This window comes from Pseudoalteromonas sp. KAN5 (assembly GCF_022846535.1).
Classification (GTDB): Bacteria; Pseudomonadota; Gammaproteobacteria; order Enterobacterales; family Alteromonadaceae; genus Pseudoalteromonas; species Pseudoalteromonas haloplanktis.
The window spans coordinates 1,150,451-1,170,897 of sequence record NZ_AP025589.1 but is presented as its reverse complement, the minus strand read 5'-3'; the positions used below and the strand labels follow the sequence as shown (position 1 = coordinate 1,170,897).

General features: G+C 40.8%; 17 protein-coding genes. 14 read left to right on the top strand and 3 right to left on the bottom strand.

Features of this window, described 5'->3' with window-relative positions:
* Positions 1 to 210: 210 nt before the first annotated feature.
* Positions 211 to 1,557 (bottom strand): IS1182 family transposase, encoded by a 1,347-nt coding sequence (locus KAN5_RS05045; protein ID WP_244389844.1) that lies wholly within the window; start codon positions 1,555 to 1,557, stop codon positions 211 to 213.
* Between the two features lie 121 nt (positions 1,558 to 1,678).
* Positions 1,679 to 3,565, bottom strand: a complete 1,887-nt coding sequence (locus tag KAN5_RS05040; RefSeq protein ID WP_244390636.1) for a peptidase M61 — start codon at positions 3,563 to 3,565, stop codon at positions 1,679 to 1,681.
* Positions 3,566 to 3,855: 290 nt separating this feature from the next.
* Here KAN5_RS05040 and KAN5_RS05035 point away from each other — a divergent pair, with 290 nt between their 5' ends.
* Positions 3,856 to 4,482: a trimeric intracellular cation channel family protein gene (locus KAN5_RS05035; RefSeq protein ID WP_138554344.1), complete on the top strand. Its 627-nt coding sequence runs from the start codon at positions 3,856 to 3,858 to the stop codon at positions 4,480 to 4,482.
* A 418-nt stretch (positions 4,483 to 4,900) separates the two neighbouring features.
* Here the strand turns inward: KAN5_RS05035 and yejK are convergent, their stop codons facing one another.
* Positions 4,901 to 5,914 (bottom strand): nucleoid-associated protein YejK, encoded by a 1,014-nt coding sequence (gene yejK, locus KAN5_RS05030; RefSeq protein ID WP_016707301.1) that lies wholly within the window; start codon positions 5,912 to 5,914, stop codon positions 4,901 to 4,903.
* Positions 5,915 to 5,976: 62 nt separating this feature from the next.
* Between yejK and KAN5_RS05025 the strand changes: the two genes are divergently transcribed.
* The 13 genes from KAN5_RS05025 to KAN5_RS04965 all read left to right on the top strand — a co-directional run bounded on the left by KAN5_RS05025 (position 5,977) and on the right by KAN5_RS04965 (position 20,431).
* On the top strand, positions 5,977 to 6,189 hold the full coding sequence (locus KAN5_RS05025; RefSeq protein WP_016707302.1) for a DUF1414 domain-containing protein: 213 nt from the start codon (positions 5,977 to 5,979) through the stop codon (positions 6,187 to 6,189).
* A 5-nt stretch (positions 6,190 to 6,194) separates the two neighbouring features.
* Complete coding sequence (locus tag KAN5_RS05020; RefSeq protein WP_016707303.1) at positions 6,195 to 7,691, top strand: DUF3413 domain-containing protein; 1,497 nt, start codon at positions 6,195 to 6,197, stop codon at positions 7,689 to 7,691.
* A gap of 74 nt (positions 7,692 to 7,765) precedes the next feature.
* Positions 7,766 to 8,242 (top strand): DUF4124 domain-containing protein, encoded by a 477-nt coding sequence (locus KAN5_RS05015; protein ID WP_016707304.1) that lies wholly within the window; start codon positions 7,766 to 7,768, stop codon positions 8,240 to 8,242.
* A gap of 82 nt (positions 8,243 to 8,324) precedes the next feature.
* Entirely contained in the window at positions 8,325 to 10,037 is a 1,713-nt protein-coding gene (gene aceK / locus KAN5_RS05010) for a bifunctional isocitrate dehydrogenase kinase/phosphatase (protein ID WP_244390635.1), read from the top strand.
* Between the two features lie 15 nt (positions 10,038 to 10,052).
* Positions 10,053 to 10,991, top strand: coding sequence for a LysR family transcriptional regulator (locus tag KAN5_RS05005; RefSeq protein ID WP_016707306.1), 939 nt, complete (start codon positions 10,053 to 10,055; stop codon positions 10,989 to 10,991).
* A gap of 173 nt (positions 10,992 to 11,164) precedes the next feature.
* Positions 11,165 to 11,608 (top strand): PA2169 family four-helix-bundle protein, encoded by a 444-nt coding sequence (locus tag KAN5_RS05000; RefSeq protein ID WP_244390634.1) that lies wholly within the window; start codon positions 11,165 to 11,167, stop codon positions 11,606 to 11,608.
* Between the two features lie 115 nt (positions 11,609 to 11,723).
* Positions 11,724 to 13,070, top strand: a complete 1,347-nt coding sequence (locus KAN5_RS04995) for an IS1182 family transposase (protein WP_244389844.1) — start codon at positions 11,724 to 11,726, stop codon at positions 13,068 to 13,070.
* Positions 13,010 to 13,318, top strand: coding sequence for a hypothetical protein (locus tag KAN5_RS04990; protein ID WP_244390633.1), 309 nt, complete (start codon positions 13,010 to 13,012; stop codon positions 13,316 to 13,318). Before KAN5_RS04995 ends, KAN5_RS04990 begins: the two co-directional genes overlap by 61 nt.
* A 133-nt stretch (positions 13,319 to 13,451) precedes the next feature.
* Positions 13,452 to 16,271 (top strand): TonB-dependent receptor, encoded by a 2,820-nt coding sequence (locus KAN5_RS04985; RefSeq protein WP_244390632.1) that lies wholly within the window; start codon positions 13,452 to 13,454, stop codon positions 16,269 to 16,271.
* A gap of 46 nt (positions 16,272 to 16,317) precedes the next feature.
* Entirely contained in the window at positions 16,318 to 17,646 is a 1,329-nt protein-coding gene (locus tag KAN5_RS04980; protein ID WP_244390631.1) for a DUF5690 family protein, read from the top strand.
* Positions 17,643 to 18,452 carry a phosphonoacetaldehyde hydrolase gene (gene phnX, locus KAN5_RS04975; protein WP_244390630.1) on the top strand — a complete coding sequence of 270 codons (810 nt, stop codon included), beginning with the start codon at positions 17,643 to 17,645 and terminating at the stop codon, positions 18,450 to 18,452. Before KAN5_RS04980 ends, phnX begins: the two co-directional genes overlap by 4 nt.
* Positions 18,452 to 19,846 carry an FAD-dependent oxidoreductase gene (locus KAN5_RS04970; RefSeq protein WP_244390629.1) on the top strand — a complete coding sequence of 465 codons (1,395 nt, stop codon included), beginning with the start codon at positions 18,452 to 18,454 and terminating at the stop codon, positions 19,844 to 19,846. Before phnX ends, KAN5_RS04970 begins: the two co-directional genes overlap by 1 nt.
* Positions 19,847 to 19,858: 12 nt before the next feature.
* Entirely contained in the window at positions 19,859 to 20,431 is a 573-nt protein-coding gene (locus KAN5_RS04965) for an HDIG domain-containing metalloprotein (RefSeq protein WP_244390628.1), read from the top strand.
* Positions 20,432 to 20,447 lie beyond the last annotated feature (16 nt).

Here is a 20,447-nt window from a genome sequence, read left to right as displayed (position 1 = left end):
ACCCACATGATGTGGGTATATCAGATTGACGATAAACCCTGCTTTTTTTGCGGGGTTTATTATTTTTGAGCAGCCGAAGGCTGCGATCGCGATATTTTTCTGTTGTTATTATTATTCTTTGCGTTTTAGTGCTGATGTGAATTTTCTTGAATTTACCGCCGTATGACGGGGTCTTAGAGGGATTTTGAGATTTATTACGCTCATATTGAGCTAGGCCGCCTTCATTAACGCCATTTTCTTCATATTCTGACAGGCTGCTGCCAATAAGCATTGCGCACTGACATTCTTTATTCCTCTGTATCTACAATAACGGTGCCCGTGATGTTGTTTTGCATCCGCGAAACTTCTTTCGACTGTTTCACCTCGTCGTTTGTATCGTTTTTTACCCCATTCGCTCAGCCGTATTTCATTTGCTGCCTCTACACTTGCTTGCCACACATGCCGTGTAATTACTTTGATATGGTTTTTACTGTTTGTGCATCGCGACCGCACTGGACAGTCTTTACATGTCTGCGGGGTTGAGTGGTATTGCCGATATCCTAGTCGGTTTGTGGTGTTATAAATCAGTATTTCGCCTTGTGGGCATGTGTATGTATCGGTGTCTACGTCGTAGCTGTATTCTCGCTTTGCGAAATAGCCTTTCTTTTTGTTTGGCCGTCGATAACCCAAGACACCAATGAGTTGTCGTTCTTCTAAATTATGGCACACTGCGGCTGTAAAGTACCCTGCATCTAACCCAACCGCGATGGGGTTGAGTTCAAACGTATCAAGTACGCGGTCTAAGCGTTGTATGATGGGTTGACTGTCATGCACATTACCTGCTGTGGCATGTGTATCAACGATAATTCCGTGTTTGCCATCCACAACCCTATGGTCTAAATAGAAAAATCCTTTTGGCTTTTCATCACGCACCATAAACCCACTGTCTGGGTCAGTTCGGCTTACTTTGGTTGGTTTTGTACAAGGCTCCTTTTCCTCATACTTCAGGCGCTTTTTTCCTTCGGCTTTCCTGTCTTTTATCACGGCTTCATTAAGCTGCTCAACATACACTGAGGGGCTGACTTTTAAGTCTTCAATGTCATAACGGCGTTTATTGGCATTGGCTTTTAAATGGGTGCTGTCTGCAAATAAACTATGCCCACCAATGAGCCCTTGCTTCATCGCTTGACGAACTATATTGTCGAAAATCGATTGATAAATACCGCTGTCTTTAAAGCGTTTTACACGGTTTTGGCTCAGTGTCGAATGATGGATAACGTCATCGGTGAGCCCTAAACCTAAGAACCAGCGGTATGCAACATTCACTTGCACTTCTTTAATAAGGCGGCGCTCACTTTGAATACCAAACAAGTAACCTAAGAATAGGTATTTAAAAAAGCGGACAGGGTCTACGGCTGGTCGGCCATTATTTTTGCAATATAAGTGGGCGACTTCATCACGTATGAATTCAAAGTCGATAGCTAAGTCTACGAGTCGTACTAAGTGGTCTTGTGGAACAAGTTGGTCAATTGCGACCATTTCTAATTCATGTTGTTGCGGGGTTTTATCTCTAAGCATAATGAACTCTCCAAATTCACTCTGCTTATTAGATCAAAGGGCTCGATCTGTGTCTAGCCCTTTTTCAACAATCTGATATACCCACATGATGTGGGTATATGAACATTTATGGAGCTAAGGCTTAGCGCGCAGTAAGTAACTGCGATAAGTAATCTGGTTTTCCTTCGATACGCTCAAGATGAGGGTATTTAAGGCCATCATGGTAATCTATCTGAATTTCACTGTACTGATCAAAGTTTTTCACCAGTAGCTTAATTGGCGCTGTTGTGCCTTTAGCATCAGTGACGGCATCTTTAAGTGCATCACCACTGAACTGCGTATTATTAACCGCAATAATTTGCATACTTGGCGCAAGACCCGCATTAAATGCAGGGCTATCCCATAATACATCGCGCATTTTTCCCTCTTTATTTACTGAAAAGCCCAGAGAATAAAGTAGATCCGTCGCTTTATAGCGGGTTTCAATTGCTTTAATGCCATCAGAGGCTTTATCGTTATAAATCAATTGCCAACCTTGATCTGCAAGTGAGTTAGACAAATTTACATGGCCTTTTAAACGCGCATTAATAAACTCATCCCATTGGTACTTTTCAATCCCATTGAGAGTATTGATCACATCGTCAAATTTATAGGTCAGTACATTCCAATCACCGGGGTTTACACTAAAAAAGTCGTGAGCAAAATCATCTAATGAATGACCGTTGTTACTCAATTCACGTAATTTCGCATCAACAGCAAACCAAATTAACTCGCCCCCTGAGTAATAATCTTCACTCATTTGATAGCTGCGATAAGGCAAAGATGAGCGCTGAGCGATGGTTGGATCGTTAGTAGTATCTAAAATATTGCGCCATGTCATACCAGGGCGACCTTGATCATAGGTTGCGCCTAAACGGGCTAGCATGTCCATCGTATTTTCTTGGCTCCAAAGTCCTGAACGAGCCGCAATAACTTGCCCCCAAAACTGGGTTTGCCCTTCATAAACCCAAAGGCCATTCGCTTCTTTTACCTGATTATAGGTCGGTGTCCATAAGGCTTCAGGTCGACGATATTTACCATTCCAAGAATGGTTAAATTCGTGCGCTAATAAATCGCGACCCACCCATGACTTATCCCAATCGGTAAAGTAATTTTCTTTCGCGCTATTTTCACTTGAACGATGATGCTCCATACCAATACCGCCTAACTTATCTGTAAGGGCAAGTAAAAAGTCATAATGATCAAAGTGGTGTGCACCATAAAGCGCATACATTTGCTGAATAAGCTCACGGTGTGCTGTTAACCCTTCGTCACTGATCTGAAGATCTTTTTCTTTATCTGCAAAGATATTTAAGAACACTTTAGTATCAGCATTTGGGTTTAAATCAACACGTTTATAGTGGCTACCAGCAAACATAGGCGAGTCGACTAGGTTTTCAAAATCAATTCCCTCAAAGGTAACTGTATTGTCTTTTTGCGAAGACTTTTCAAGTGCAGTAGCAAATTGCCAGCCTTTCGGCAACGTTACACTTGGTTGAAATTTAATTTTACGACTGTAATGCCCTGCGGGATAAAGCGCTACTGTATCCCATTGTAAGTTGAGCATTTCTGGCGTCATCATAACGCGTCCTTGCTCTGAACTTTGTGGTGACAAAAATTGATATTCAACATGCAACTCACGTACACCCTTAGGAACCTTAAAGTTAAAAGCGTATACGTTAGCAGGATCGCGTTGCCATGCGATCGCTTTACCTTTTGCTGAAATTTTCAATCCAGCCAACTGACTTATTGGTCCAACCGGTGAATGGTGTCCTGGTATCCACTGTGGATAAAGTAATGTCATATCACCAGAGTTTACTGGGATGGTTTCGTTTATTTGAAAAATACGATGAGCAAGATCGGTAGCATCAACTTTGATTTTAATTGTTCCGGGAAATACTTTATCAACCGGATTTTGAACGCCAGCCGAAGCTGATAGAGCAAGGCCCATAAAAGAACTGAGGGCAGCAGCGATAACATAATTTTTCACTTACTTCTCCAATAAAGAAGCGCAAAGCACGCGCATTTAGACTTGTCCTGATAATGTGAGTGCAAAACACTCGGAAACCTCCATTTGTTTCAGTAATTACTGAAACAACCATAACCTTATAACGCCATGAAACCCTAATAGCAATAACTTATGGGACCAATGACGATTAAAAGCGTTAAAGCGATCACTACCTATTATGACAATTAATCACATAGCGTTATATTAAGGTGCTATAAATTTAAAGTCAGTTACACTTATCCACAGTTATTTTTAATGGAATAAATATCAAAGTGACCGCTGACTATTTTCACTTTTTAAACATTATTGGGGTTGCCTTTTTCGCAATTTCAGGGACGTTGCTTGGCCATGATAAAGATATCGGAGGATTCGGTGTTGTCGTCGTCGGTACGGTTACAGCCTTAGGCGGCGGCACACTACGTGATGTATTATTAAATCAGCCAGTGTTTTGGATTGCCCAGCCCGATTACTTATACGCAACGTATGCTGCAATCTTCGTTGCTGTGATATTTATTCGCTATATGCCTGATGTATCGAACTATTATATGTTACTTGTTGATGCCATTGGCATGGCAATTTTTAATGTAGTTGGTATCGAAAAAGCATTAATCGAAGGCACGACCATGATAGTTGCAATTACCATGGGCATGACCACGGGTATATTCGGCGGTTTGATGCGCGACGTAATTTGCCGCGAAGTCCCGCTGGTGATGCGTGATGAACTCTACTCCACCGCTTGTTTTTGCGGTGGCCTTGCTTACGCAGCACTATTTTTATTAGGCGTTCCTTACTTATGGTGTATATTTGGCTCGTTATTTATTACCGTATTTTTACGACTCGGTGCCCTTCGCTGGGGCTGGCAACCAAATATATTCAGAAAGAGGACTATCAGAAAGTAATAAGCTATTCGTTAAATAAATAGCTGAGTTGTTATTTTAATTTTTAATTCTCGATTACAATTCAATAATACCAATCGTGTTAAGTTACTGACCATTTATAGCGACAGATAAATGGAGTGATAACAAGGCATAAATTTTGACATGTGGTTGTTCTCGGCAATTGCTCCTGCATTGCTCTACCTCCTGCATCCATGCAGTCGTACATGAAAAATTTATAACGCAGTTAGCGCTTTATTTAGCCCGCTAGAATGGTTAAATATTTAAGTCGATTGGTTTAACTTTCTGACCCCCTGTCAGGCTTATCATTTTGACTGTAACTATGCTGCCACATACAAAAAAAAAGCGCGGTGTAAACACCACGCTTTCAACTAACTCAAATCTGCTTAAAACTTACCACTTATGGCATAAAGCTGGCGGTTTAGTCTTCACTTTCCATAAACCGTTGTAATTGGTCTTTAAGATTCGGCGGTATGCCTTTAATAACTAATGTATCCGTGGCTTCGTTGTACATAACGCGCTCGCCTAAGTGTTTACGCTCAAAGCTGATGCTCACGCCGCCGCCAAGACCTGAGAATTTGACCATGCTGGTGACCGTTTTTTTATCAACTGGAAATGACTCTTCTAAATCATAGCTTTGCTCTTTGCAAAAGCTTTCAAACGGATTATCATCACCTTTGGTAAGCGTGGCTGATAACTCGCTAACGTTAGCATCTTCACCTGTAGTGACACAGTCGTTACAGTAATCAAACACTTGTTTACGCAGTTCATCTTTTTCTGATTTATCAAACTGTTGCTCTGATAAATAATCTTCAACAGCATTAAGCATGACTTGGCTCTGCTGTTTTGGATCAATCCCTTCTTCACAGCCTAAAAAGTCTAAGAAGAAGTCAGCAACTTTGCGCCCTGCTCGACCTTTGATAAAGGAGATATAACGATTATCTTCAGCTTGGGTATCCCAACCAGTTAAATCTATGCGCGCAGCTAGTTGCATACGCGAAATATCTAAATGCCGCGATGAAGCTAAATCAAGCTCCGAGGTGATTGAATAATGCTCTTTAATGTTGATCATCGCAATCAACATGTAGTCAGTGGCAACATATTGGTAGTGGCAAAATACTAAATACCCGGTTTCGTTAAATGCATATTTATTTAACTCTTCTTTTAAAACCGTTGTCGCTTGCTCTGTCATGTGCCAAAAACCAAGCTCATCGTTACGGTAGCTTTGCATAGCTGATGCGACCACTGAGTTTTTTTCACCACTGAAAGCACAAAACCCTTTGCCAGGTTTGCCATTGTATGCGTGATGAAGTTGCTCGATGAATACAGCGACTTTATCATTCACTGCCATTTCGTCATTGCGCAAATGAATTTGCGTATCGTCGTCTTTTTTGTCTACATAATGAACGACTAACTTTTTAACATCTATTGCCATCTTTGTTTTTCACGCCTCTGGTGTTAAAATACGAGAATATAACTCTTTTATTGAACCAACTGATGCCAATCTTATCAAAATATTCTAATGATGAAGTAGAACAAATCGTCGATCAGCTCATTGATGTGTTAACTAAGCACAATGCGCCGGTTGATTTAAGTCTTATGTGTTTAGGAAATTCTATCACGCATATCTTAAAAGAGCATGTACCAACAGGGAAAAGACAAGCGGTTGCTGACAATTTTGCTAAAGCACTTGCGCAATCGGTTAAATAAACTTTATGAATTTATCGCAGCACAATCAATTTTCGTCTAAAGCAAGTCAATTATTAAGTTGGGGCCATTGGTTCACATTTGCCAATATCGGTTTAGTGTTGCTTATAAGTTCAAGCTACCTATTTGCCGATTCACCACCAACCAGCTTTATGGGTATTCTTTATATGCTAGTGACATGGCTTAGCCACACTAGCTTTATTACCTTTATTGCTTTTGTGCTGACGGTATTTCCGCTGAGTTTGATATTTCCATACCCACGCCATATTCGCGGTATGGCGGCTATACTCGCCACTTGTGGCGCATCATTACTAACCCTAGATGCATATGTATATTTTAACTTAGGTTATCATTTAAGTAGCTCTGCGTTACCTGAAATTGTGTCGCTTTTATGGCATCGCTTAACCAGCTCACCAGCTTTAACCACTTTATTAGCCGGTGGCATTGTTATGCTAATTTTAGCGTTTCAATTACTTGCAAGTAACTATACTTGGCATCATTTAGCGCGTTTAAAACAGTATAAATTTGCCCGCTATGCCAGTTCGTTTTTATTAGTGTGTTTTGCTCTGAGCCACAGTATTCATATATGGGCTGATGCTAATTTAAAGTTTGATATCACTAAGCAAGACAATGTTTTACCTTTGTCTTATCCAACAACGGCGAAAAGCTTGTTGGCGAAGAACGATTTATTGGATATTGAAATTTATAAGCAAGCGCATAACGTAAAGCTTAATACGCAAAACGTTAATTACCTTGCTCCTTCGCCACTTGCTCGCTGCGATAATTTTAACGCCACAACCATTGATATTTTAGTTTTTAATACCCCCGCAGCATTAACTAATTTTGCTGAACAACAAACTAATTTATACAAAACAGAACGATTTTTGCAACCAACAGCAGCGCAAGATGCCGTATTTAGCCTAATTTATGGTTTACCTGCGTATTACAAATCGGCCTTAATGGCAGAGCAAACGCTCCCTGTTTGGCAAAGCAACCGTCGCAGTATAAGTGTCGATGGCTTTGTTGACTACGGCTATATTAATAGTGAAACAGTGAATAATGCTGCAATACGCATTATTCAAGCAGATGAAAATACAGTACTTCGCACAGATGTTAAGCAAATATTTGCATTTAGTTTAGCGAGTAATGAACAAGGGATTGTTACTGCTTCGCCTTTATACAGTACAGATAAAAAAGTAACCCGAATTGAAGGTTTGATCCAACCTAGCGATTTAATTGCGACCAGTGTTGGTCAATACTTGGGCTGCAAAACTATCGCACACCAAAGTATGTTAGGCGTTAATTTATATGGCAAAAAAGACGATATGGGGGTTAACTATTCGCAAGGAGTCTTTATTGCTTATAAGAAGGACCGCATCACGTTAATCGATTCTGATGGTAATTATAAGAATATTTCTGCTGCGCAAGGTTTTTCTATTGAACAAGGTTTGGATATTCCGTTTTTAGTGCAAAGTATTAAAAAACTAAAAACATTTACCCAATAACGACACTGGCGATTTGCCCTAGTTAGGTTATAGTTTTATATTTGATTGTGACCAAACTAGGGAAGGCTTGCGTAATGAAACCGTGTACATTTTTCGCTATTTTTATTAGTTTGTTATTATTTGCTGATCCGGCAAGCGCCGCTGATCAATATTATAAATGCGTGACAAACAAAGGCACTACATTTAGCCAGTTCCCATGTAGTGAGCAAGCTACCGAGCACAAACTCACTGTCTCACCTAATGTTACCCCTTCGAATAGCAACCATGTTAAAGTTCTTAACTCGCTTGAACGCGAGCAAATTATTCGTAATCTCAACGCTGAAATTCGCAGCGTTAAACATAAACTGGCCATTTTAAGCCGTGACCGTGATCGCGCTGAATATTCGCAGCAACAACGGCTTAATCGTTTAATGAGCGATGATGAGAAAAGAAATGTTAGCAAAGATATCAAAAAACAAATAAAAGTACTTAATAAAACCTATGCCAAAAATACTAAAGCAATTAACAAACAACTCTCCGAATTAGAAAAAAAACTAAAACGTTATGATTAAGCTATTGGGTTTTACCATTATTTAGCATACTCTTAACAACTGTAGAGCATATACTCTACCTGTCATTTTGGAGTACTCATTCATGCTGCCACAAAATATCGCCGAGCTAATTTTAAATGGCTTTAAAAAACATTATAAGTTATTTCAGCAGATCACCTCGCAAGCTCCCTTGGCTTTTGCCCACAGAGACTGGGCGAAAATGCATGATATCAGCCGCTTACGAATAACCTATTATGATGATCGGGTAAACGAAACCACCCAACAGCTGCAGCCACATGCCAATCAACTCGATGAATCACTGTGGTTACAAACAAAACAAACGTATCAGCATTTTTTAGCATTTCATCCCCAAGCGGAATTGGCAGAAACTTTTTACAACTCGGTGTTTTGTCGATTATTTCATCGACGTTATTTTAATAACGATTTCATTTTTGTAAAAGCGACTTTAGCTGATGCACCAGCACTACCAGTTGAAGCTGAATACCGTAGTTATTTTCCTGTAGTCGACGGCTTAAAACCCACCATCAAAAAAATAATTAATCAATTTGATTTTAAAACGGATTTTGTGAATTTGGAACGTGATGTAAGATTGCTCGTAAAAGCATTTTACAAGCAAGCACCCGATACCCATCACCGTGCGTGGCAAATGCGCTTTGATATTCTGCAAACCCCTTTTTATCGTAATAAAGCCGCGTATATAGTTGGCCGAGTCGTGTCGCAAAGTGGTGTGCAACCATTTATTATTGCCGTGCTACATCACCAAGATGAAGGCCTTTATTTAGATGCGCTACTGACTAACTCATCGCAAATGCGGGTTATTTTTGGCTTTGCGCGCGCCTATTTTATGGTTGAAACTCACGCACCGTCGGCCTTAGTTCGCTTTTTGAATCAACTCATGCCCAACAAAACTTTAGCAGAGCTTTACAACGCCATTGGCTTTCATAAGCAAGGTAAAACCGAATTCTATCGCGAGTTTCTAACCCATTTACAACGATCTAATGATGACTTTGTCATTGCACCTGGTACACCCGGCATGGTGATGATGGTATTTACGCTGCCTTCTTTTGACTATGTATTTAAAATAATTAAAGACAAGTTTGGCGAGAGCAAACCATTCGGCCGCGATACGGTCCTTAAACGATATCAATTAGTCAAAAGCCACGATCGAGTTGGCCGCATGGCCGATACCATAGAGTATTCAAACGTCGTATTCCCATTAGCACGTTTTGACGCTACATTACTTGCACAGCTTGAAGCAACTATTGGGTCATCGATGATCATCGAAGGTGATTTACTGATCATCAAACATATGTATATTGAACGCCGCATGACACCGCTTAATTTGTACTTAGAAAACGCTAATGAGGAAGATGCTACTGTTGCAATTACAGAGTACGGTCAAGCGCTTAAAGAAATGATTGCAGTTAATATATTTCCCGGCGATATGTTGCTTAAAAATTTTGGTGTAAGTAAGCATAAACGGATCATTTTTTACGATTATGATGAAGTACAGTATTTAACTGATATGAACTTCAGAGCACTACCCAAAGCAAAAAGTTATGACGACTACTTAACCAATGAACAAAGCTACTCAGTAGCACCACAGGACGTATTTCCTGAACAATTATGTACTTTTGTAATGCCTAACCCGCGTTATAAAGCAATCTTTACTCAGGCACACCCTGAATTACTCGATGTAATATTTTGGCAGCAAGCACAACAAAATGTAAAAAAAGGCATTGTTAGCCATATATACCCATATCCGGCAGCACAGCGATTTATCCACCAGTGGTAAACGAAAGGACACACAATGAATATCAGTAAAATAGATTTAAACTTACTCGTTTATCTCGATACCCTATTACGCGAATGCAATGTTACTCGCGCCGCACATCAACTGAGCATTACACAACCAGCTATGAGCAATGGTTTAAAACGTTTACGTAATTTATTTAATGATCCGATTTTAGTACGTACCAGTGATGGTATGGTGCCTACCGAACGGGCAATTGAATTACAGCCGGTGATCCGGGGTATATTAATGACCCTAGAAGAAACCCTGGCGCCTAACCGCGAGTTTGAAGCTAGTCAAAGTAAACGAGTGTTTCGGATCATGGCCAGTGATTATGCTGCCAGTACGTTGGCACCAAAACTATTAAGTAAACTTCATGCTGAAGCGCCAGATACCACCTTAGATATCCTAACGCCGAGCGACGTTACCTTCCATGATGTAGAAAATGGTAAAGTTGACATGGCGATTAACCGTTTTGAAAACTTACCACAATCGTTTCATCATAAACGGATCTGGAAAGACAGCTTTTGTTGCTTAGTCAAAGCCGACAACCCGATAATCGAGAACTTTAGCCTAGATAGTTATTTAAAAGCCCGCCATATTTGGGTGAGTAAAACAGGCTTTGGTGTCGGCGTGGGTATGGATCCTAAAGATGTGCAAAAACTTGGCTGGGTAGATGAAGCCCTCGCCCATTTTGGCAAACACCGCAATATTGCAACCTTTACCCGTAATTATCATGTTGCTATTCACTTAGCAAAAGAACAAAATCTCGTTGCTACACTGCCTTCAAAAGCCGCCAATATTTATTTAGACGATGCTGGTTTAAAAATACTTGAACCCCCTTTTCCTATTCCGCCCTTTGAGCTTGATATGATCTGGAGTCCACTATTACACCGTGATGCAAGTCATATTTGGTTACGGCAAAAAGTAGCCGAAGTAGCCGAAGAATTAAAATAACCATCTTACAAAGTTTGTGTAAAATTTGCTTACTGAGCTTTGTCTAGTAAGCAAAGTCTTTCAAGAAACAATATTTTCTCACTAATAAACAAGATGTTATATTTATTTCTCATACTGGAACATGGCTTGCTTTAGTTAGTGTGAATTTCATTAAACTTAAAGAGGTCACAATTATGAATACCCATCAAGGACAAGACGTTAATCATATCACTGACATTATCCAAGTAATGAACAGCGGCATCGACTTTTATGAAAAAGCCCAAGAGAAAGTAAAAGATCCGGCAATTGGTGCATTATTTCAACGCATGATAGATGCCCGTAAAGTCAGTGTTGAAAACTTACAGCCCTATGCAATCAATGAGCAAGGTGAACGTGAAGATGGCTCATCATTTGCTGTTGAAGCTCGCCGAGCCTACACTGCGCTGATCACTAAATTTAGCTCAGATAACGATGAAACATATGTTAAAGAGCTTGAAGAAGTGGAAGATAAAACACTCTCAGAAATCAAAACAGCGATGAAAAAACCACAACCACATGACTGTGAAGCTGCGCTGGCTAAAGTATTATTAACCATGCAAAGCTGCCATACTGAAATGAGCCGTATGCAAAAGCAGTGATAGCAATACTTAACTGGAAGCCCAACCACAAGTTGGGCTTCAGATTGTTGAAAAAGGGCTAGACACAGATCGAGCCCTTTGATCTAATAAGCAGAGTGAATTTGGAGAGTTCATTATGCTTAGAGATAAAACCCCGCAACAACATGAATTAGAAATGGTCGCAATTGACCAACTTGTTCCACAAGACCACTTAGTACGACTCGTAGACTTAGCTATCGACTTTGAATTCATACGTGATGAAGTCGCCCACTTATATTGCAAAAATAATGGCCGACCAGCCGTAGACCCTGTCCGCTTTTTTAAATACCTATTCTTAGGTTACTTGTTTGGTATTCAAAGTGAGCGCCGCCTTATTAAAGAAGTGCAAGTGAATGTTGCATACCGCTGGTTCTTAGGTTTAGGGCTCACCGATGACGTTATCCATCATTCGACACTGAGCCAAAACCGTGTAAAACGCTTTAAAGACAGCGGTATTTATCAATCGATTTTCGACAATATAGTTCGTCAAGCGATGAAGCAAGGGCTCATTGGTGGGCATAGTTTATTTGCAGACAGCACCCATTTAAAAGCCAATGCCAATAAACGCCGTTATGACATTGAAGACTTAAAAGTCAGCCCCTCAGTGTATGTTGAGCAGCTTAATGAAGCCGTGATAAAAGACAGGAAAGCCGAAGGAAAAAAGCGCCTGAAGTATGAGGAAAAGGAGCCTTGTACAAAACCAACCAAAGTAAGCCGAACTGACCCAGACAGTGGGTTTATGGTGCGTGATGAAAAGCCAAAAGGATTTTTCTATTTAGACCATAGGGTTGTGGATGGCAAACACGGAATTATCGTTGATACACATGCCACAGCAGGTAATGTGCATGACAGTCAACCCATCATACAACGCTTAGACCGCGTACTTGATACGTTTGAACTCAACCCCATCGCGGTTGGGTTAGATGCAGGGTACTTTACAGCCGCAGTGTGCCATAATTTAGAAGAACGACAACTCATTGGTGTCTTGGGTTATCGACGGCCAAACAAAAAGAAAGGCTATTTCGCAAAGCGAGAATACAGCTACGACGTAGACACCGATACATACACATGCCCACAAGGCGAAATACTGATTTATAACACCACAAACCGACTAGGATATCGGCAATACCACTCAACCCCGCAGACATGTAAAGACTGTCCAGTGCGGTCGCGATGCACAAACAGTAAAAACCATATCAAAGTAATTACACGGCATGTGTGGCAAGCAAGTGTAGAGGCAGCAAATGAAATACGGCTGAGCGAATGGGGTAAAAAACGATACAAACGACGAGGTGAAACAGTCGAAAGAAGTTTCGCGGATGCAAAACAACATCACGGGCACCGTTATTGTAGATACAGAGGAATAAAGAATGTCAGTGCGCAATGCTTATTGGCAGCAGCCTGTCAGAATATGAAGAAAATGGCGTTAATGAAGGCGGCCTAGCTCAATATGAGCGTAATAAATCTCAAAATCCCTCTAAGACCCCGTCATACGGCGGTAAATTCAAGAAAATTCACATCAGCACTAAAACGCAAAGAATAATAATAACAACAGAAAAATATCGCGATCGCAGCCTTCGGCTGCTCAAAAATAATAAACCCCGCAAAAAAAGCAGGGTTTATCGTCAATCTGAAGCCCAACCACAAGTTGGGCTTTTTTACATCTATAACTGGAGTAAAATCACTTTTTAACAAAATAATGCAAAAGTAATCCTTCCTTTTACATTCAAAAAATTCATTTCGTCACATATTTGTAAACATTAGTCTCTATTATTAGCTTCATCCAATCTGGTCTAGACCAGAAATAAACCCTAAGGTGAAACTAATGATGAAACGAAATGCAATAGCAACAGCCATCTTACTCTCTTCCAGTATGTTATTTGTTACCCAAAATGCCGTGGCTCAAAATGCCGCTTTTATTGGCACGGTTCAAGATAACCAATCACAACTGTCCGGAGCGCTAATTTCCATTGTTGGTACAGATAAAAGCACTGTCACCAATTATCAAGGGCAATTTGAGCTACCGCAACTTGATGCAGGAAACTATCAACTAAAAGTGACCTATTTAGGTTACCAACCTTACTTTATTGACCTTACTGTTGGCGAGGGTGAAATAAAAAAACTACAAACAATTACCCTCTTCGCTGCAAAAAATGACAATACGATTGAAGAAGTGGTTGCTATAGGGCAAATTCAACGCGGTGAAATGGCTGCGGCAAATAACCAAAAAAATGCCAAGAGTATAAAAAACATTATCTCTGCAGATGGCATTGGCAAACTACCCGATAGAAATGCAGCAGAGGCAGTACAGCGCATTCCAGGTGTGTCGATAGAGCGTGACCAAGGCGAAGGACGGTTTGTTGCTGTGCGTGGTTTGCCTGCTCAATGGAGTTCAGCAAGTATTAATGGTGACCGATTACCTACCGCAGAAGAAGAAACCACCAGCCGAGCCACGGCCTTTGATTTTTTCCCTAGTGAACTTATTGAGTTTGTTGAAGTATCTAAAGCATTAACCCCAGACATGGAAGGCGATGCCATTGGCGGTAATGTTAACTTTATTACTAAAAAAGCCCCTGACGATTTTGTATTTAACACAAATTTTGCTATTGGCCAAAATGAACTTGCTGGCGGTACTAACTATTCGGCAAATGTGCTTTATGGCGACCGCTTGCTTGACGACAAGTTAGGTTTTTTAATTAATGCCACAGCGTGGCAACGTGATTGGGCAACGGATAACTTTGAGCCTCGTCGTGGTAATGATGGTATTGGAATTTATCGCCTTGAACTGCGCGATTATACTGGAACACGCGAAACATACGGTCTAAATGGTGCTGTTGAATATCAACTTGATCAAGGCACACTTAGTGCAACCGCAATGTATGGCACTTTAATTGATGATGAAACCCACTATAAGCACCGCATGCGCTTCGATAAAGACCGCGCAGAAGTACAACACATTCGCAATGAATTAATCACTGAAATGACCGGCTTTGAGTTTGCTGGGGAACATTATTTTGGCTATGACAAAACTCTTAATTGGAAACTTTCTAGCTACGAGAATGAATTTCGCTATGGTAATACACCCAATGGTGAAGATAATAGTTATTTTGTTGTACGATTTGATCAAAAAAATGTGGGTTACCAAGGGTTAGAAGATAGAAACACCGGTAAAAATTACGCTTACAATACAATTGATGGCGGCAACGATCCTTGGAATGCAATTAGTAACCATCTGCCTAGTGACTTTTCATTTGATCCTGCAAAAACACAGCTTTCATGGGTAGAGCTATACAAAGTATATGTAAACGAAAAAGATAAAATAGTCGCAAGTACTGATTTTGAATGGCTATTAGATAATGACATTACTTTAAAAATAGGTGCCAAATACCGTGATAAAGAACGTGTAGCACGGTTTAGTGATGAGTTTTATGCATGGGATGAAGTTAATTATGGCCCTGCCCCAACTTTAAATGATTTTGCTTTATCAGACCAACCAGGGCGTAGTGACTATTTAAATGAGCTTGCGATCGATTATCAAAGCCAATTTTCGCAAGTAGCCTCTACTGATGATTTAGCGCAGTTTTGGAACGCAAATAAAAACAAGTTTACCCTTGATAAAAGTGAATCCGCCTTAATTGAAAATGGTGGCGCATTGGGTCGCAACTTTGATGTGAATGAGCAGCATACCTCACTTTATGGTATGGCAACTTATATTATAAATTCACAATGGGAAATGCTGGGCGGTTTACGCCTTACCCAAACTGACACTAACGTAGATGGCTATATTTACCTTGCTGATGAAGTTCGTGTTGTGCCAAGTAGTGCTAAAAATGACTACTTATCAGTGCTCCCTGCTCTACATGTTACGTATCACAGCACTGAGCAAACAAATTATCGTCTTGCGTTAACTCGCTCGTTTTCACGCCCTGACTTTGGTTCCTTAACGCCTGGGGCAACCTATTTAGAAGCCGATAATGAATTGGTAACTGGTAACCCTGAACTTGAACCCACCTATTCAAACAATATTGATTTTATGGCTGAACACTTTTTTGAACGTGTTGGTCTTGTGTCGGCGGGGTTGTTTTACAAAGACATTAGCGACCCTATTTTTCAAAGTAGCGCAATTGGTGATTTTGCCAGTAACAGTGGTGTAAATATCATTCGCCCAGAGAATGGTGACAGCGCGTGGCTGGCGGGTATTGAAATGGCATTCAATCGAGATTTAGGTTTTGTCACAACAGCCCTTGAAAACTTTGGTGTAATGGCAAATGCAACATTTATGGATTCTCAAATGAGCATTCCTAATCGTGCTGATAAAGTTGCTATACCGCGCCAAGCTGACAACCTATACAACTTTACCCTTTACTATGATGACACCTTTTTTACGGCCCGAATTGCCATAAATTACAAAGGTGAATACATCGAAGAGCATGGCAGCGACCCGCAATCAGATAGTTACTATGGTGATAACACCAGTGTTGATTTTACTACGTCATATCAGCTTAACGATAATGCGCTAGTTTATCTTGAATTAAACAACCTCACTAACGAGCCACTCAAATATTACTTAGGCGACGAAAGTCGTCCGCTACAAGTCGAATATTATGGCGTCCGCGGCATGGTTGGCATTAATTATCAATTTTAATCCCTTTAGTAATACGCGAGGCATTTAGCCTCGCAAAGGATAAACTATGTTTTCGCAACATAAATGGCTACAACGCGCACATGGCATAGGGTTTGTTTTATTTGCAGCAAGTGCCGCGTTCATGACGTATTTTTGCATGTATGCATTTCGTAAACCGTTTACTGCTAACAGTTATACAGAGTTTGATGATCCTAGTTGGCAAGTTAGTTTTAAAATTGCCCTCATTCTAGCGCAAGTATTTGGCTATTTATGCGCCAAATTTATTGGCGTTAAAGTCATTGCTGAGATGCGCCATCAACAACGTGGTTTAGCCATCATTGGCATGATTGTAGCGGCTGAATTATCACTTATTTTATTTGCCATCACTCCTGTTGGCTTTAATGTAGTATGGCTGTTTTTTAATGGCTTATCCCTTGGCATGATCTGGGGCATTGTGTTTAGCTTTTTAGAAGGTAGACGAACATCTGAAATTCTCGGTGCAATACTCAGTGTGACCTTTATTTTGGCATCTGGTTTAGTACGAAGTGTTGGTAAGTGGCTAATAGATAACCTTAATGTTGCAGAGCTTTGGATGCCTGCCGCTACCGGTGCACTCTTTTTACCACTTTTATTACTCAGTGTTAAATGCTTAACCATGCTACCTGCGCCAACCACAGCAGATCAGCAAGCTCGCCAACAACGTTTACCTATGAATGGTAAGGCTCGATGGCAATTCTTTAAACAGTATTGGTTTGGTATTAGCTGCTTGATCCTAAGCTTTTTACTGTTCACTGGCTTTCGAGATTTTCGCGACAATTTTGCAGCAGAAATCTGGCAAGCGCTGGGCTACGGACAAGAACCAGCCATCTTTGCATACGCAGGTATTCGCATGGCGTTAATTGTATTAATTGCGCTTGGCGCCATGGTATTAGTTAAAAATAATAAAACTGCTTTTTACGTTAATCATGGTTTTATTTTATTTGGCGCCTGCTTATTCGTTGGCAGTACACTGGCTTTTGAAAACCAATTACTCAACCCAAAAGCGTGGATGGTACTTCTGGGGGCTGGCCTTTATATTAGTTACATCCCTTACAATTGCTTTTTATTTGACAGAATGATCTCTGCTGTAGGCTCTACTGCCAATGCAGGTTTTTTGATTTATTTAGCAGACTCTGCTGGCTATTTAGGCTCGGTAAGTATTTTACTTTACCGCACCTTCGTGACACCAGAAATCAGCTGGCTCAGCTTTTTTATTAATGCTTGCTATTGGGTTGGCTGTGTTGCTGCATTGCTGGTGCTGTGCTCACTTGGCTACTTTGTACTGCGCTTATCCCCTTTTAAACAATCTTGCAGGTTATTACCTGTATCACCTTCTTTAATAAGAGAAAAAATATGAAACACTTAGAAGCACTCATTCTAGATTGGGCTGGAACCGTTGTTGACCATGGCTCTGTAGCCCCCACCACTATTTTTGTTGAAGCGTTTAAAAGCGCATTTAATTTTGATATTACACTCGCTCAAGCGCGTATCCCAATGGGAATGGGTAAATGGGACCATATTGCGACTTTAGGCAAGTTGCCCGAGATAGATAGCCGCTGGCAAGCACAGTTTGGGGCACCAATGAACGATGAGCAAATAGATCATATTTATAATACCTTTATGCCCTTACAAAAAGCCAAAGTCGCTGAACGCGCAATGCCAATCGCTGGCGTGTTACCTGTAATAAAACGTTTGCAAGAACAAGGCATTAAAATTGGTAGTTGCTCAGGCTACCCTCGCCAAGTAATGGACGTACTTGAGGTTGCTGCCGCTGAATATGGCTATAAGCCTGATCACAGTGTTGGCAGTGATGAACTCTCTGCAGGCTCACGCCCAGGCCCATGGATGGCACTAGAAAACGTTAATGCACTAGGTATTCAACGCGTTGCGCACTGCGTAAAAGTGGATGATTCAGCTCCGGGTATTGCAGAGGGGTTAAATGCAGGGATGTGGACTGTGGGGGTTGCACTCAGTGGTAATGCAGTCGGTTTAACCGAACAAGAGTGGGCTGCACGCTCAAGTGATGAGCAGTTACAGTTAACTCGTCAAGCATATCAGCAATTACATCAGGCCGGTGCGCATTACGTGATTAATTCTTTAGCCGATATAGAGCCTGTTTTAATGCAAATTGAAGCTAGGCTTGCACGAGGAGAGCGTCCTTAATGTCCTACCAACCCTTTTGGTTTGATGAGGCCCTTAAAGAGGAGGAAGCCACTGGGCTTCTTCCAAAACTACCACAAAACCATCACACGGATATTTGTATTATCGGTGGTGGCTTTACTGGTTTATGGACCGCAATCCAAATAAAGCAACAACAGCCAACTAAGAAAGTCACCATTATTGAACAGCATCTTTGCGGCCAAGGAGCATCAGGACGTAATGGAGGTGCAATGCTTACATGGTCTACAAAACTGCCTAGTTTAATTAAACTGGTGGGGTTAGAAAATGCACTATTTTTAGTAAAAGAATCAGAGCAAGCTGTTCATAGTATCAAACACTTTACCCAAAAACATGCCATTGATTGCGACTGCCGTATTGACGGCTGCTTTTATACCGCATCAAACTTAGCGCAACAAAACTTACTCCAACCAAGTATGCAAAGCTTAACGTTACATAACGCTAATAATTGGCAAGTATGTGATCAACAGCAGCTACTGCAAACGGGCTCTATGACCAATCTTAGTGGTTATTACAGCCCGCATGGGGGCAGCATACAGCCAGCAAAACTAGTACGTGGCTTAAAAAAAGTAGCCAAGAAGCTTCACGTTACTATTATTGAGCAATGCGCTTATAAAACACACAGTGGGCAAAAACCAATCAGTATTAGTACAACGCAAGGTCAGCTAAATGCACAGTCAATGATTTTTGCCGTCAATGCATGGTTGCCTCGTTTACAAAAACAATTTGCCAAAAAAGTGGTGCTTGTATCAAGCGATATGGCAATTACCCCACCAATACCCGCGTTATTAAAAAAAGCGCAGTTAACCCATGGCGCTCCCATTATAGATTCGCGTATTTTTGTTAATTACTATCGCACTACATCTGACCAGCGCTTAATGCTGGGTAAAGGGGGTAATTACTTTAGCTATGCCAATAACGTTTCAACAAAGTTTGATAAACCAAGCCAATATAGCGATTTATTGCATAATTCTTTTAAGCACTTTTTTAAAACTGATGATATTCCTATAGAGCGTACTTGGACAGGCCCGTCTGATAGAAGTGTGAGTGGCTTTCCATTTTTTGGTCAGTTTGATGATGGCAGCCCTGTTTTTTATGGGAGTGGCTATTCTGGCAATGGTATTGTGCAATCGTATTTGGGCGGTAAAATTCTCGCCAGTTTAGTGCTCGGTAGCGATTCACAATGGCGCAACTGCGGCCTTGTAAATACGCCAATTGCTAGTTTCCCCTGTGAACCATTTCGCAGTATCGGAGCGTACACCATTCGTAATGCTATTCGCCGTAAAGAGCGCGCTGAAGATAACAACCAGCAACCATTTAAGCTAGATATTATGTTAGCCAAACTCAGTGGCAGCGCAGCCAAAGTCGATATAAAGTAGTAAAGAATCGCCATGCAAACAATTAAGCAAGTAAATAAAACCCTCAATGAAATAACATGTTTATACGATAATTTTGCAGATCAACATTATGATGAAGCACGCACACAACGAGAACACGCATTACAGTGTGCTGCACTAGCTGAACAACGTGGTTACCATAAAGACCTCGTTGTTGCTGCATTATTACATGATATAGGTCATTTAATTGCAGCGCAGCAACAGTTACCAGAATTGGATCAACAAGGTTACTGCAAGCACTCTTTGTTAGGCGCACAATGGCTTTGTGCTCATGGCTTTAACCAACACGTTGCAAATATGATAGAAAATCACGTACAAGCAAAACGCTATTTAGTGGCAACAGATCCCCATTATCGTCAAAAGCTGTCGCCAGCAAGTGCCAAGACACTTGTTCAACAAGGTGGTTCACTCACCCAAGCTCAGCAAATCACATTTGCAGCTCATGCTGATTTTAAGAATACAATTTTGCTACGCCGCATTGATGATGAAGGTAAAGTTGAAGGTTTAAAAACCCGTAGTTTTGCTTATTGGCTTGATTATTTACGTGACTATTTAAGCACCGAGTAAAACGACTTCCCTTATA

Excerpts from the sequence above, each read along its gene's own strand:
- KAN5_RS04970 (WP_244390629.1), top strand. The coding sequence starts at position 18,452 with ATGTCCTACCAACCCTTTTGGTTTGATGAGGCCCTTAAAGAGGAGGAA.
- KAN5_RS05000 (WP_244390634.1), top strand. The coding sequence starts at position 11,165 with ATGAATACCCATCAAGGACAAGACGTTAATCATATCACTGACATTATC.
- KAN5_RS05015 (WP_016707304.1), top strand. The coding sequence starts at position 7,766 with ATGAAACCGTGTACATTTTTCGCTATTTTTATTAGTTTGTTATTATTT.
- KAN5_RS05025 (WP_016707302.1), top strand. The coding sequence starts at position 5,977 with ATGCCAATCTTATCAAAATATTCTAATGATGAAGTAGAACAAATCGTC.
- KAN5_RS04995 (WP_244389844.1), top strand. The coding sequence starts at position 11,724 with ATGCTTAGAGATAAAACCCCGCAACAACATGAATTAGAAATGGTCGCA.
- KAN5_RS04985 (WP_244390632.1), top strand. The coding sequence starts at position 13,452 with ATGATGAAACGAAATGCAATAGCAACAGCCATCTTACTCTCTTCCAGT.
- KAN5_RS05005 (WP_016707306.1), top strand. The coding sequence starts at position 10,053 with ATGAATATCAGTAAAATAGATTTAAACTTACTCGTTTATCTCGATACC.
- phnX (WP_244390630.1), top strand. The coding sequence starts at position 17,643 with ATGAAACACTTAGAAGCACTCATTCTAGATTGGGCTGGAACCGTTGTT.
- yejK (WP_016707301.1), bottom strand. The coding sequence starts at position 5,914 with ATGGCAATAGATGTTAAAAAGTTAGTCGTTCATTATGTAGACAAAAAA.
- KAN5_RS05020 (WP_016707303.1), top strand. The coding sequence starts at position 6,195 with ATGAATTTATCGCAGCACAATCAATTTTCGTCTAAAGCAAGTCAATTA.
- KAN5_RS04980 (WP_244390631.1), top strand. The coding sequence starts at position 16,318 with ATGTTTTCGCAACATAAATGGCTACAACGCGCACATGGCATAGGGTTT.
- KAN5_RS04990 (WP_244390633.1), top strand. The coding sequence starts at position 13,010 with ATGCTTATTGGCAGCAGCCTGTCAGAATATGAAGAAAATGGCGTTAAT.
- KAN5_RS04965 (WP_244390628.1), top strand. The coding sequence starts at position 19,859 with ATGCAAACAATTAAGCAAGTAAATAAAACCCTCAATGAAATAACATGT.
- KAN5_RS05045 (WP_244389844.1), bottom strand. The coding sequence starts at position 1,557 with ATGCTTAGAGATAAAACCCCGCAACAACATGAATTAGAAATGGTCGCA.
- aceK (WP_244390635.1), top strand. The coding sequence starts at position 8,325 with ATGCTGCCACAAAATATCGCCGAGCTAATTTTAAATGGCTTTAAAAAA.